15 protein-coding genes are annotated in these 12,947 nt (G+C 47.4%); 6 read left to right on the top strand and 9 right to left on the bottom strand.

The annotated features are described in order from the left end of the window. The first annotated feature begins 367 nt into the window (after nt 1-367). The gene (locus tag I1H34_RS23280; RefSeq protein ID WP_212663274.1) at nt 368-874 is read left to right on the top strand and encodes a 3'-5' exonuclease; all 507 of its coding nucleotides are present in this window, start codon (nt 368-370) and stop codon (nt 872-874) included. A gap of 141 nt (nt 875-1,015) precedes the next feature. Here I1H34_RS23280 and I1H34_RS23285 read toward each other — a convergent pair whose 3' ends face one another. Next, nucleotides 1,016-1,552 carry a GNAT family N-acetyltransferase gene (locus tag I1H34_RS23285; protein ID WP_212663275.1) on the bottom strand — a complete coding sequence of 179 codons (537 nt, stop codon included), beginning with the start codon at nt 1,550-1,552 and terminating at the stop codon, nt 1,016-1,018. A 239-nt stretch (nt 1,553-1,791) separates the two neighbouring features. Here I1H34_RS23285 and I1H34_RS32805 point away from each other — a divergent pair, with 239 nt between their 5' ends. The 3 genes from I1H34_RS32805 (at nt 1,792) to I1H34_RS23295 (ending at nt 3,921) form a co-directional block, all read left to right on the top strand. Next, nucleotides 1,792-1,926 (top strand): hypothetical protein, encoded by a 135-nt coding sequence (locus tag I1H34_RS32805; protein ID WP_255801351.1) that lies wholly within the window; start codon nt 1,792-1,794, stop codon nt 1,924-1,926. A gap of 605 nt (nt 1,927-2,531) precedes the next feature. After that, nucleotides 2,532-2,855 carry a hypothetical protein gene (locus I1H34_RS23290; RefSeq protein WP_212663276.1) on the top strand — a complete coding sequence of 108 codons (324 nt, stop codon included), beginning with the start codon at nt 2,532-2,534 and terminating at the stop codon, nt 2,853-2,855. 403 nt (nt 2,856-3,258) lie between these two features. Beyond that, a complete protein-coding gene (locus I1H34_RS23295; protein WP_212666407.1) occupies nt 3,259-3,921 on the top strand; it encodes a transglutaminase-like domain-containing protein in 663 nt (220 codons plus the stop codon). Between the two features lie 137 nt (nt 3,922-4,058). Here the strand turns inward: I1H34_RS23295 and I1H34_RS23300 are convergent, their stop codons facing one another. Both I1H34_RS23300 and I1H34_RS23305 read right to left on the bottom strand, forming a co-directional pair. Continuing rightward, entirely contained in the window at nt 4,059-4,439 is a 381-nt protein-coding gene (locus tag I1H34_RS23300; RefSeq protein ID WP_212663277.1) for a YybH family protein, read from the bottom strand. Nucleotides 4,440-4,443: 4 nt separating this feature from the next. Beyond that, nucleotides 4,444-4,749, bottom strand: a complete 306-nt coding sequence (locus tag I1H34_RS23305; protein WP_212663278.1) for a hypothetical protein — start codon at nt 4,747-4,749, stop codon at nt 4,444-4,446. 219 nt (nt 4,750-4,968) lie between these two features. Here I1H34_RS23305 and I1H34_RS23310 point away from each other — a divergent pair, with 219 nt between their 5' ends. Further along, nucleotides 4,969-5,868 (top strand): LysR family transcriptional regulator, encoded by a 900-nt coding sequence (locus I1H34_RS23310; RefSeq protein ID WP_212663279.1) that lies wholly within the window; start codon nt 4,969-4,971, stop codon nt 5,866-5,868. Between the two features lie 111 nt (nt 5,869-5,979). On the opposite strand, the gene I1H34_RS23315 is transcribed toward I1H34_RS23310, so the two are convergent. Next, complete coding sequence (locus I1H34_RS23315; RefSeq protein ID WP_212663280.1) at nt 5,980-7,881, bottom strand: transketolase C-terminal domain-containing protein; 1,902 nt, start codon at nt 7,879-7,881, stop codon at nt 5,980-5,982. A gap of 222 nt (nt 7,882-8,103) precedes the next feature. Beyond that, nucleotides 8,104-8,691 carry an adenylate kinase gene (locus I1H34_RS23320; protein ID WP_212663281.1) on the bottom strand — a complete coding sequence of 196 codons (588 nt, stop codon included), beginning with the start codon at nt 8,689-8,691 and terminating at the stop codon, nt 8,104-8,106. A gap of 392 nt (nt 8,692-9,083) precedes the next feature. Between I1H34_RS23320 and rpiA the strand changes: the two genes are divergently transcribed. Then, on the top strand, nt 9,084-9,791 hold the full coding sequence (rpiA, locus tag I1H34_RS23325) for a ribose-5-phosphate isomerase RpiA (RefSeq protein WP_212663282.1): 708 nt from the start codon (nt 9,084-9,086) through the stop codon (nt 9,789-9,791). An 80-nt stretch (nt 9,792-9,871) separates the two neighbouring features. Here the strand turns inward: rpiA and cysK are convergent, their stop codons facing one another. The 4 genes from cysK to I1H34_RS23345 form a co-directional block, all read right to left on the bottom strand. Further along, nucleotides 9,872-10,816: a cysteine synthase A gene (gene cysK / locus I1H34_RS23330; protein ID WP_212663283.1), complete on the bottom strand. Its 945-nt coding sequence runs from the start codon at nt 10,814-10,816 to the stop codon at nt 9,872-9,874. Nucleotides 10,817-10,888: 72 nt separating this feature from the next. Further along, on the bottom strand, nt 10,889-11,326 hold the full coding sequence (locus tag I1H34_RS23335; RefSeq protein WP_212663284.1) for an RrF2 family transcriptional regulator: 438 nt from the start codon (nt 11,324-11,326) through the stop codon (nt 10,889-10,891). A gap of 114 nt (nt 11,327-11,440) precedes the next feature. After that, nucleotides 11,441-12,280: a prepilin peptidase gene (locus I1H34_RS23340; RefSeq protein WP_212663285.1), complete on the bottom strand. Its 840-nt coding sequence runs from the start codon at nt 12,278-12,280 to the stop codon at nt 11,441-11,443. Between the two features lie 130 nt (nt 12,281-12,410). Beyond that, entirely contained in the window at nt 12,411-12,695 is a 285-nt protein-coding gene (locus I1H34_RS23345; protein WP_249369545.1) for a hypothetical protein, read from the bottom strand. Nucleotides 12,696-12,947: the final 252 nt, after the last annotated feature.

The raw sequence follows: 12,947 nt of genomic DNA on the forward strand, positions 1-12,947 counted from the left end.
TCTCACAGTTATGCTCTCCCCCAAAGCGTTGTGTAGATATACGGATTAATTAGAACATAAATGTTTGAAACTCATTTATGGTAGAGATGAGCCATTCACACTCGGCTAAATATCTACATTTACAAGGATAAATGGTAACTACTCAGACGGCAGTCTTGACATTGCAGGAGCACCAGTAAAAACTCTTCTAGGCAATCTTTTGCTGTCTCAAAATCGAAATATAAATGTGAACATGGCAGATCTACTAGGCACCTGCCAATGAAAAATTGCTGTAATCTATGGCTACATCCTCCAAACAGGAGTTGGACATTGGTTAAACCCAGAGTCTTCTTTACAATGAGGTGGCTGTCACAGATCTCCCACGGCTATGAGCACCAAGGCAACATCAGGCAACTTTGTCGCCATTGATTTTGAAACAGCAGATTATCAAAGAGATAGTGCTTGTGCCATTGGCGTAATCCGCGTAGAAGATGACCAGATTGTTGATCGCTCCCACTTCTTAATCCGCCCCCCACGTCAGAAATTTCAATTCACTCATATTCACGGCATTACCTGGTCAGATGTAAAACATCATCCAACCTTTGCCGAGCTGTGGCCAAATCTTCAACCTAAATTTGCTGGTAGTGACTTTGTCGCGGCCCACAATGCCAATTTTGATCGGTCAGTTCTCAATGCATGTTGCCAGATAGCAGAGTTAGATCCCTTACCGCTCCCTTTTCTCTGTACCGTCCAGCTTGCTCGGGAAGTATGGAACATTCGACCGACAAAATTACCCAACGTTTGTGACTTCTTAGATATCCCATTACAGCACCACCAAGCCCTTTCAGATGCCGAAGCCTGCGCCAAAATAGTGATCGCAGCTCGGCAACAGTGAATGGTTTTACCTTTGAGTGGCTGGGCTGATGGCCTAATTGATATTGTTCAACCTCATTCCTGAAGCGAAGAAAGTCGGTTCTTGACCCTTGCCATGATCTGAATCGAGAGTCCAACATAACGGTTGAGGGATTAAACCTCGTCAAGAGTCAGCATTCAGTTCCAAAGTCATCAAGTACTCATCATAGAATTGTCCATCTTTGATAAAGGTTTCCGGCTCTGTACCGTAGATATGGAAGTCAAAAGATTGGTAAAGGCGAATGGCACTTTTTTGTTGGGTGACAACCGTTAAGTTGACCCGCCTGATGCCAGCAATCATCGCTGCTCGATGTAAGGCTTGACTCACCAGCGCTCTGCCACAGCCACGTCTACGAAAGTCGGGTAGGACATAAAGGCCCGCCAGATAAGCACGATGTTTTTCGTTAGCGGCTTCATAGCGAGACAATCGAACAATGCCGAGGAGCTGTTTGCCTTGAAAGGCACCAAAGAAGCAACGATCCTCACTCTCGGCTAGTCGAACAGCAGTTTCAGCGAGATTGGGTTCTGTTTCGGGGAGGGAACCAAAAGCTGGAGGCCGTTCATGGAGTGCACGCAGGCGCACTGAACGATATACTTCTGCATCAGTAGGCGTCAGCACCCGTGTACTGATACTGGACTCTAGGATTGGGTGATCGTCCATATAATGGGCAGCATATTGCCTACTCTGCAATGATTAAGAGATTGAGTCTCACTGTTCCAAACAGATACTTTCATTGTTGTGGCGTTAGATTGAACTTATCAGAATTCAGTAAGAGTTAGAGAATGGTAGCCGTTGATATGGAGCAATATATCGCAGCTAGTGAGATCATTGACTAGCATCATCCTGACATTGTTGCCCTGACCAATCACTTAGCTTCAATCTGTGAAGCATTGAGTGCGATGGCCGTTAGCGAAGCTCCTTCTCTGGAGGCAGGCCGGTCAAAGACCATCGCATACAACACCTGCCAACGAGTCGGCGATCAGATTCACCATCAATCTCGATACCAGGCACATCCTGTAATACACACACGGTAGATCAGTGAGAGGACTCATCGATTACTTCAAGATGGGGTAGAGTCATCCTACTTTTTATCCAGGTTATTAAAACAGGCCTAGATTCTTTAGGTAATAGAGAGCTGATCTAATACTTGCAATCAACATTTGATCTTTGTATGTAAAATCTACAAAAGAAAAAAGCAAAGAAATATTTCTTCATTCTAGGCCTAGTCTATCAAGACAATATATATGAGTTCTGACAAAGATAGATATAGCTCACTTTTATGTTGTAAATACTGGCCCGAGTATATCAAAAAGATAGGAGCATACTATAGAAGCAGGAAAAAAATACAGCTGCAAGCCTATATCTGAAAGCTTTCCAGAAATCCCTTAGAACCTTTTAGACTCATATCGCTGTTAAAGATCACGTTTAAAAACAAGAAGTATCACGTTGTTGATGTGATCCAGGTTAGATAAACAGAAAGACTTTACCGATACCTTGTAAGAAGAGAGACAAACAGATTGAAAGCAAGTTTCTCGGTTATCTATTACTAATAAACAGAGAACTCAAAATGGCTTCATCTGGAGAATCTCTGATCAATCAGTCAACGTTCTAAATTTGATTTCTGTTGGAGGAATCCATCATGCTAAAGCCAATAAAAGTTACCCTGCTAGGTGTAATGGCAGCAACCACAACTACACTCGCTATCCCTCAAGCGAATGCCTTCTCTCCATCGGTTGGACAACAGCCTGAAACTTCGGAGCAAGTTGAAAGCACATTAGTGGCTTCCCGATGGCGATCTCGGTGGCGAAAAAGACATAGAATTCGTCGAGTACGCTGGCGCAAAAAGTGGGTCTGCTTCAAGCGCCCAGTCGTCTTCTATCACCATGGCCGTAAAATCGTGAAGTTCAAGCGGCATTGTCACTGGAAAAGGTTCCGCGTCCATCATGGCGGACATCATTTCTAAATTGTGATGCTAATTGATAGCAAACTCAGGCCTGAGATTTATCGATAATGTCATTGATTAGAATGAACTTCAGCAACTCTAGGAGATTTGGTTCTTCTGGAGTTGCTTGGGCGAAAAATAATTGGTCAACGACTTTTCTAATGGGTGGAGTAGCTTCAAAAAATCAGGCCTGGCAATTCAGTACCATCGGAACTGGCACTATCCCGTAAGTGTTAGATGTTGGTCAATAGGAGTTGTTTGCCTTGCCATGGGACCAATCATTACTTTCGGCTAGCCGAACAGCAGGTTCAGCGAGATTAGGTCTTATTTAAGTATCACTCTTCTAAACAGGTACTATTTTGATTATGACTTTAGATTGAACCTATCAGAACACAGTGAGAGGTCAAGCATGGTAACCGATGAGATGGAGCAATATCTCAAAGCCAGTGAGGTTATTGACTGGCACCATCCTGACATTGTTGCACTGGCTCATCAGTTGGCATCAGGCTGTGAATCATCAACTGCAATGACCAATAGCCGGTCAAAGACCATCGCCAAACAATCCTTCGAATGGGTCCGCGATCAGATTCGCCATAGTTCTGACTATCAGATGAATCCTGTCACCTGCCGCGCCTCTGAAGTCCTCAAACACAAAACAGGCTACTGCTTTGCCAAAAGTCATCTATTAGCCGCACTCCTCCGAGCCAACCATATCCCAGTGGGATTTTGTTACCAGCGACTCAGCATTGATGACCAAGGTGCACCCTATAGTTTGCATGGGTTTAATGCCATTTATTTGCCAGAAACAGGTTGGTATCGCGTAGATGCGAGGGGCAATAAACCAGGTATCGATGCTCAATTTACGCCACCCCAGGAAAAGCTCGCCTTTAGTCTACAGTTTGCAGAAGAGGCAGACTTTCCTGCCGTACTGGCTGAGCCGTTGCCTATTGTTGTATCGGCGTTGCGATGGTCTTTGACCGGCCATCGGCCATCGCACCCCACTTGGGATGACATGCTCCGCAATCTTCCAGACATTTCCTTGGAGTCTGCAAAGCAGCATGGACTAGAGACAAAAAATGATAACTGACGTAGTTTGGGAGCCGTAAATGCTGTTTTTACGGCTCTTCTTAGCCTGATTTCCTCTAATTTACTGAGGAAAGCACTGGTACAGGAAGTTAGCTATGCGCCCCACTGATATCCAGATATTGCTCATAACCAGAAGTATTAGCCGTTATTATCAACATCTAGTGCCATTTTCCAATCACCCTCTTCATCACGACGATAACCAATCACTAAACGGCCCGCACCTCCTCCTTGCTCTCCAGTTTCTTTATGAGTCGTCTTGACGTCAAAGTGAGTGACCATAATTGCAAAATCACCCAATATTTTGATTTCGTCAATTTCAACCTCAGACTTAAACGTGAACGCTTTTATACGCGGTGCATACTTATCACGCAGAGCCTGGAGACCCATCGATGTTGGAGAATTTTCGTTACAAATGATGAGGTCTGGGTCACAAATTGCCACCAATCTTTCAATATCACCACTATCTAGGGCTGCATTCCATTCGTCGAGGGCAGCTTTGAGCTTTTCAATGTCATTCATCGTTCTATGCCTCAGTAGGTAAGTATTCAGTAAAATATTGTCCGACTAGCGTCTCTTCAATTTCGGCCAGAAACGCTTGGGTCCGCTCACGTTCGGCAAATTGTGGCGTTACTCGTTTTGCGGTTTCTTCATTGGGGAACGTATATATTTCCGCAAAGAGTGTGGGCCGATCAGGGGATATGGTCACATAGGTTTTCCATGAGGTAACTCCTTCCAAGGAGGTGAAATCTGCCCACGCCCGCTCTCTGATGGCAGCAGCACGCTGAGGATCTTTCATCTTCAACACAAAAATCTCTGTTATTTCAGCCATAGTCGCCTCTCTGTATATGGGGACACGTTAAATCCGGCCTTATTTAATTGTTTGGAGTCGCTCGTGACTAGCTGCCCCAAAAAATCAAATAAAGCTCGCGAATCTCTGAAGGCCGGAGTAATATCTGCGTACTTTTGAACCCCGACCACTCAAATATAGGCAAGTTTATTGTTACTGTAAATAGAACTATAAAAAACAGATTGCTCTGTTAAATGAACAATGAAAAATGCAAGTCTGAATGATATCTGGGTATTTGCGGAAGTCGCACGGGCGCAAGGGTTTCGTGCGGCGGCAGCCAATCTGAATCTTGGGGTTGGGTCGGTCAGTGAAACGATCCAACGTCTTGAAAGACGTTTGGGTGTCCGCTTAATTGAGCGCACCACCCGAAAAATATCTTTGACCTATGCAGGCGAACAACTGTTTGAAAGAAGCCTGCCTGCTCTAACTGATTTAGCCAGTGCGCTGGATGATTTGAACGACGATCAAAACACAATTGCTGGCACATTGCGTCTGTCAGCGCCCCGAAGCAGCTCTCCATTTTTTCTCGATGAGGTGATCGCGAAATACTGTGCGACCTATCCAGCCGTCAATCTTGAAATCATGTATGACGATCACAAAGTCGATCTAGTCGCGTCTGGTGTTGACGCAGCGATTCGCTCCCAAACGTTGGTGCAGAAAGGCTCCTTCTCCGTTGAAATTGGTCCGAAACTAGACATGGCTCTGGTCGCCTCTCCCACCTATCTAGAGCAAAACGGCAGCCCCAAAAAGCCGACGGATCTCACAGACTATGACGGCATACGCTTTGGCTTTGGGGGTACAGATCGACTGGCCCCGTGGTCATTTGTGGAAGGTAAAAGTAAAAAAAATTACACCGTCTCGCCCAAATCGCGCATGATCGTCAACGATTTGGTGTCGATGATCAATTTTGCCAAGGCTGGGCTAGGACTGGCATATGTTTATCGAAAGCCCGCCGAAACTTTCATGGCTTCAGGCGAGTTAGTCACGCTGTTTGATCAATACATTCCGTCATTGCCCCGTTACACCATTAACTATCTGACGAAGCGCCATGTGCCCGCGCGATTAAAAGCATTTATTGATCTGGCTAAGAAGATAGGGTAAGCGATTGAACCATGGCACTTTTAGATTAGCCATTGCTTATGTCGGCAAGGGTAAAAAAATATCTCCCCAACATCAGCCAGGGAGATATTCCAAGATTGAATCTAATTGAGATTAGCTAGCGAGAGACTTAACGGTCTTCATAATGCCAGCGGGGTCAATTCCCTGGTGAGGGAATTGCTCCCAAAGACCACCGCAACCTTCTTCATGGGTACCCAAGTAAGCAAACTTAGGAGATAAACCACGCTCTAGCAACCAAGAACCAAAGCGGCTACCTAGACCAGTCCGACGGTTGAAGGACTCAACCACCACCACAAAAGAGGTGGCTCCAATCTTTTTCATCATGTCCTCATCCACCACATTGAGGGTGGACTTATTGATTAGACCGACATCAATGCCTTCTTTCTTCAGACGCTCAACAGCATCCAAAGACCGATAGAGGGCTTCACCAAAGCTGACAATATAACCCGCAGTCCCTTCACGGACCACTTCGTCTTTACCAGGGGTAAAGGTGTAGTTCCCTGCATACAGCTCACCACCCTTGGTATCTGTAAGGAGAGGCACCTTAGAGCGAGTGGAGAAGATAAACCGAAGACCAGGATTGTTAAACACCGACTTCACACAGGCCTTCATCTGGTTAGCATCAGCCGGGAAATAGAGCCGAGTCTCGTAACCATCATCCAAACCATTATCGGCAAACATATTGTTGATACCGAAGTGGCAGGTATTATCCGCCATGTCGTCAATTCCCGCATGGGAGAAGTGACAGAGCAAGTTGGACTTGTTCAAGCGGGCCATGGTGATTTCAGAGATACACATCTCCAAAAAGGCACTAAAGGTGGCGAAAATGCCCTGCTTGCCTTTGGCCATCCCAAAACCGGCAGCCGCAGAGAGGTTACCCCGCTCTTGAATACCACCACTGATAAAGATTTCAGGGTTAGCAGCCCGAATCTTGTGGAGACCACAGGACCCTTCTAGGTCGCTATCTACCACGAGCACCTTAGCCTTGCGGTCGTCTTCGCTCATGCCGCTGAGGACGTCAACGACGGCATCACCGAAGACGTTACGGTTGGAGTCGTACTTCTCAGAGGCCCCAAGGAAGGTATAGTCCTGACTGGGTTTGACAACGCTCTTCAGATTGGCAACCGCATCAGAATGACCGCGAGCCTCTAGATACTTGAGGGCGGCATCCACAGAAATCACGTCATGACCGTGGTTAGACCCTTCCAGGCCGTCAATACCCACACACATAGCCCGCTTGTTGATGACAGCCACGGGACCGGGGGTGTTTATGGCTTCACAAATGCGAGCGTAGAGCCCGTCAACATCTTCGCCATCGCCTTCTAGAACCTTGAGACCATGACCTTCTAAAGTCTTTTTGACGCTAAAACCAGGCAGATAGTCGGAAGGGCTACCGGCAATAGTGATGTCGTTATCATCAATTAGGAGTTTGACATTAATCTGCTGAGCAACGGCTAAACGAGCGGCTTCAGCGTCATTGCCTTCTTGTTGAGATCCGTCTGAACCTAAACAGAAAGCCGTTTTGCCAGGATTCGCGAGAGCAACACCATTCACATAGGGCCACATATGTCCCAATCGACCCGAGCTGAATTTAACGCCAGGGGTAAGACCCAGTTCAGGGTGTCCCGGCAAGGTGGAGTTGGCACCCCGATAGTTCATCAACTGCTCAGCAGGCAAGGAGCCTTCTAAAGTAGACATCAAGTATTGCGTAGCGACTCGGTGTCCAGCTTCGTCAAAAAAGATAGGAACATACTTGTCGGAACTCCCCCGAAAGAGAGCATCCAAAATCATGACTTCGGGGACAGTATCGTAGGGTCCACCCGTATGTCCGCCCACGCCTCTGGCTGCACCAGTAGCGGTAAAAAATACAATGGCATCACGGCAAAGCTGAATATTCGCTTTAAGAGCATCCCGTTGCTCTGGGGTGAGTTTGGGATTGCTAGCGTCCAGGGTAAGCGGTTTATAAGCTTTTAAATTAATAGGGAATGTTGACATAGAAGCTGTTCCTTAAATGGGTCAATGTGAAGAGTTATAACGGGCTAGCCTGGCTATCGTACCATTTTGTCTTTATTGCTCTAGGAGTTTTTCAATCCTTAGACCTGAGGTCATCTCAGGCTAATCTCAACCGAAGACACATGAGCTGACAAGGCTGAATGGTGATATTGCCGCCAAGCTGCAATTTCTTAAGTATTTTTACCTATTATACTGGCTTGTTGTCTAAACGATGGCCAAGGGCTTAATCACAGATGAAATCGCATTCGTAATCTCTTGGGGAGACAGACTGCCATCAATTTCCACCAAACATTGGCGACGCCGATAAAAGTCAATTAACGGGACAGTCTGTTCGTTATAAACCTGCAAACGCTGTCGGATCAGGTCTTCGCTATCATTCTGTCGACCTCGCTTTAGCATCCGCTCCACGAGTTTATTTTCGGGAACATCAAAGTACACCACCTGCCCATAGGGTTGTCCCATAATTTGCAGTAAGGTATCCAGAGCCTGGGACTGAGCCAGATTACGAGGAAACCCATCCAAAATCCATCCATGCTGGGTGGCGGGCGTGCCAAAGCTTTCCCGCATCAGGTCAACCATCAGCTGATCGGGCACGAGTTCTCCCGCTTCCATTTGGGCTTGGGCTTGTTTACCTAAGTCAGATTGGGATGCGATGGTTTCCAACCGGCCTTTGGCCATCGCATCTCGCAACAGATCCCCCGTAGACAGGCTGGGAATCCGCCAGCGGGCAGCCAAAGATGCTGCTTGGGTACTTTTGCCAGAACCCGGTGGGCCAAGAAAAACAAGTCGCATAGGGGTAGGGAGGAATGACAGGACAACCAAAAATGTTCTGAAAAACGCTGTGAATTAGAGGAGAAAACCCACTAACCCAGCTCAATATGTAATTGGAACAAGAAGCTTATCTTTTGATGTCAACGTTGCTCTAGATGGTGAGTATAAGAAGATCCAAAGGAACTCATAACCTTCACTTAATCAAGAGAATGAAGCTTTTTCTGTAACATCCCCTTTACTATACACTGAATCCGATCCATCCCCAGTCTCAGCAGCGGTGAACGGAGATAAATGGGCTTCTTAGGGTTCTTAAGGTCTATTCCTAAAGGGAAATGGGCTAGGCAGAGGGACCGCTTTGGGTCATGCTAGAAATCGTGAGTTTTCTCAAGCAGCTTTTTTTTGGAGGTTCAGATATGAGCGCAGTTGATCCCGTTAAGTTAATGAAACAACAGGTGGGCAAAGCCGCAGCAGATCGGGTTCAGTCTGGCTCAGTGATCGGGTTGGGAACCGGGTCCACCACGGCATTTGCCATTCAGTTTTTAGGTGATCGGATTAAGTCAGGTGAATTAACCGATATCAAAGGCATTCCCACCTCCTTTCAAGCCTCCGTATTGGCCAAGCAATATGGCATCCCCTTAACTACTCTGGATGAAGTCGATCGGATTCATATCGGCATTGATGGAGCAGACGAAGTCGATCCTCAGAAAAATTTGATTAAAGGCGGAGGCGCTGCCCATACCCGCGAGAAGGTGGTGGATTCCCTGGCCGAGCAATTTATTGTGGTGGTGGATCAATCCAAAATTGTCGATAAATTGGGATCGACTTTCCCCGTGCCTGTAGAGGTATTACCCATGGCGATCGCCCCTGTCGTCAAAGCCTTAGAAAAGCTAGGCGGCAAGCCAGAACTGCGCATGGGCATCAAAAAAGATGGTCCCGTGATTACCGACCAGGGCAACATGGTATTGGATGTCACCTTCAGCGCCATTCCCAATCCTCCTGAGCTGGAGAAAATCATCAACAATATTCCGGGCGTGCTGGAAAACGGCATCTTCGTGGGCATGACCGATATTGTCTTAATCGGTGAGATTAAAGACGGAACTCCCATCGTTCGCGAGATGTAATTGACTTGCAGGGTAAGAACTACAAGCTCTTATCCTGCTCACCGCTGACTCATACTGGCGGCACGCACAAATTCAAACCGCTAATGAGATTCGGCATCATGGAACAGGGGTGTACTGAGATAGCGCTCACCAAAGCTAGGCTGAATCATCACAATCAATTTGTCTTTATTTTCAGGTCGTTTCGCCACTTGGATGGCAGCACATAGAGCCGCGCCGGATGAGATCCCAGAGAGCAATCCTTCTTCCCGCGCTAACCGCCGACCATAAGCGATGGCATCGTCATCATTGACCAGAATCACTTCATCAATCAGATCCACTTTTAAAACGGGAGGCACAAATCCCGCGCCGATCCCTTGGATTTTGTGGGGACCGGGAGATCCGCCAGATAAGATCGGGCTGCCTTCCGGCTCCACTGCGATCGCCTGAAACGATTTCTTCCGAGCTTTTAAAACTTCTGCCACCCCGGTCAAGGTACCCCCCGTTCCCACTCCGGCAATTAAGAAATCTACTTTGCCATCGGTATCGGCCCAAATCTCCTCTGCTGTGGTTTGGCGATGAATTTGGGGATTAGCTGGATTACGAAACTGCTGCAGCATATAGGCATTGGGGAGAGTATCCACTAGCTCCTGGGCCCGTTCGATACAGCCCCGCATCCCTTCTGTGCCTGGGGTCAGCTCCAACTCAGCACCATAGGCCCGCAGCATCGCCCGGCGCTCGGCACTCATGGTTTCCGGCATCGTTAAAATCAGGCGATAGCCTTTGGCCGCCGCCACCATTGCTAAGGCAATCCCCGTATTACCAGAGGTGGGTTCCACCAATACCGTGATGCCAGGATGAATCAGTCCTTGCTTTTCAGCAATAGCAATCATATTGCTACCAATCCGATCTTTCACTGAAGAGGACGGATTGAGGCTCTCCAGCTTGATAACAATTTTGGCAAGGCACCCTTCCATCTTGGGAATGCGATTGAGTTGAATGAGCGGCGTTTTACCAATCAGTTCAGTAATATCGTGGGCAATACGCATAGTGAAAGTCTCTGCTTATCAGTTCGGTCAAGGAGGGAAGCGTAGCTCAGGCAACTGAGGCCTGCCCTTAGTTTAGATGTAATACATTAAGTCAATTTGTTTTTTAGCATCTCTGCGATCGCAAAGATCTTGCAACGTACAATTCTTGAGGATCTGACTCGCCGCCTGATCTGCTTCTTGCCACAGTTCCTGGACCACGGCTTTCTCCGTCGTCAGTCCCGGTTGAGGCAGGGCGTTCGGTTGTGCGTCTCTCCCTTCTATACAGTTAATGATTTCTAGAAGGGTAATTTTCCAGGGTTCACGGGCCAATAAATATCCGCCGCGAGCCCCCCGCTGAGAGCAGACTAAACCTGAACGACGCAGGATTGCCAGGAGCTGTTCTAAATATCGATCGGGAATATGTTGTTGGGCTGCAATTTGGCGGATTCGTAGCGGCTCCCCTTGAGGGTAGTGATCCACCAGGGACAGTAACGCCAACACCGCATATTCACATTTACATGACAATTCCACAGGGCAAGCCCCCCTGAGGCAACGACAGCCTTGGACCTAGTATACTCCGGTTCTCCATCGGAGTTTAGGGATTATCATGTCTGGCCCCAACCTCAGGGGGCAAGAGACCAAAACTCACCCTAATTCAATTCCCATCCAGCCATACAGCCACAAAATCCCCTGCTGATAGCCCGTCCAAATGTGAGCCCCCCACATCATGCAAAGCAATGCTCCCAGCACGAGGAATGGGCCAAAAGGAATGTACTGAAATCGACCGATCTTGCCAAAAGTTCGACCTCCTAGCCCCACAATTGAACCGACTAGACAGGAGAGAAATAGGGTTAGCAAGACATATCGCCATCCTAACCAAGCACCAATCATCGCCATCAGTTTGCTATCGCCGCCGCCCATGGCGACACGGCCAAAAGCCAGGTGGGCCAGGAAACCAATCACATCAATCAGCCAGATCCCCGCAATCACGCCTAAAGCACCGAAGGTAAACCCTTGGGCCGCCCCCACAAGACCATTTTGATGCCAGCCGACTAGAGTCTGAAACGTAATGCCTGAGATCACACCTAACTGGGTCAGGGGATTAGGCAGTAACATCACATCTAAATCGATCAGAGCCAGGGAAATGAGCACGCTGGCAAACAGCCAATAACCCAAGGTTTGCAGTTGATAGCCAAAAACCAAGAAGATCCCCAGAAACATGCAGGCTGTGGCTGCTTCAACTAAGGGATACCGACTAGCTATCGGGGTTTTACAATAGCGACATTTGCCTTGAAGCCACAGCCAACCTAGAACAGGGATATTGTCATAAGGCTTCAGTGGGGTGTGACATTTAGGGCAGCGAGAGGGGGGATGGAGTAAAGATAAGCCCTCGGGTAGCCGATAAATTACGACATTCAAAAAGCTACCGACCGAAGCCCCCAGGCTAATCACCAGTCCATAGATAAAGATTTCTGCCCAACTCATACCTTTATGCGCACGGATATCCAGATCCCAGGGTGGATCACGGCTATCTTTTGAGTGCTTCTCCTTGATGTTTGAAGGGAGAAAACCTCTGCCAGAGAAGTTCCACTCCTATAGGCAGGATACCCACTCTCTAATTGAGTTCGATATCTTCGGGTTGAGATGGCTCGTCGATTTCGATTTGTTCAGCAGAGATAAAACATTCATGGGGCAGCAAGATGGGTTGCTCAGAAAAAATCAGTTGTCCGCGCCCTGTATTCCGATCCATTGCCACCCCAACAGGAGGCTGTGCATCGATATGGATCTGGCAATAGGATTGATATGCCTCACGAGCAGTTGCCAACATCATGTCTGGAGATGGCAATTGAATCGCTTCAGAATGTCGATTTTGATCAGGGGGATTATGAACGAAAGTCACTCGAATATCCCTGTTTTACTAGGTTGAATTACCTGTAATTTGTAGCAAGAAACCTCTATTTCAGCAAGGGCAAAGATAGAATTTACCGATAAAAAGTTGTACTTATTCTCATTTTTTGAGGCCAATAATCCACAAAAGGAGTGATGAATTGAGAGTCAACATCTCTTGAATCAGCCTGACCATCCCCCTAGCCAGGTATTCTCATTCGCAGTGTCCGGTGATTTTAGGGGCAATAAAACGAAACTATTCTAA

The organism is Acaryochloris marina S15, from assembly GCF_018336915.1.
GTDB classification, from domain to species: Bacteria; Cyanobacteriota; Cyanobacteriia; order Thermosynechococcales; family Thermosynechococcaceae; genus Acaryochloris; species Acaryochloris marina_A.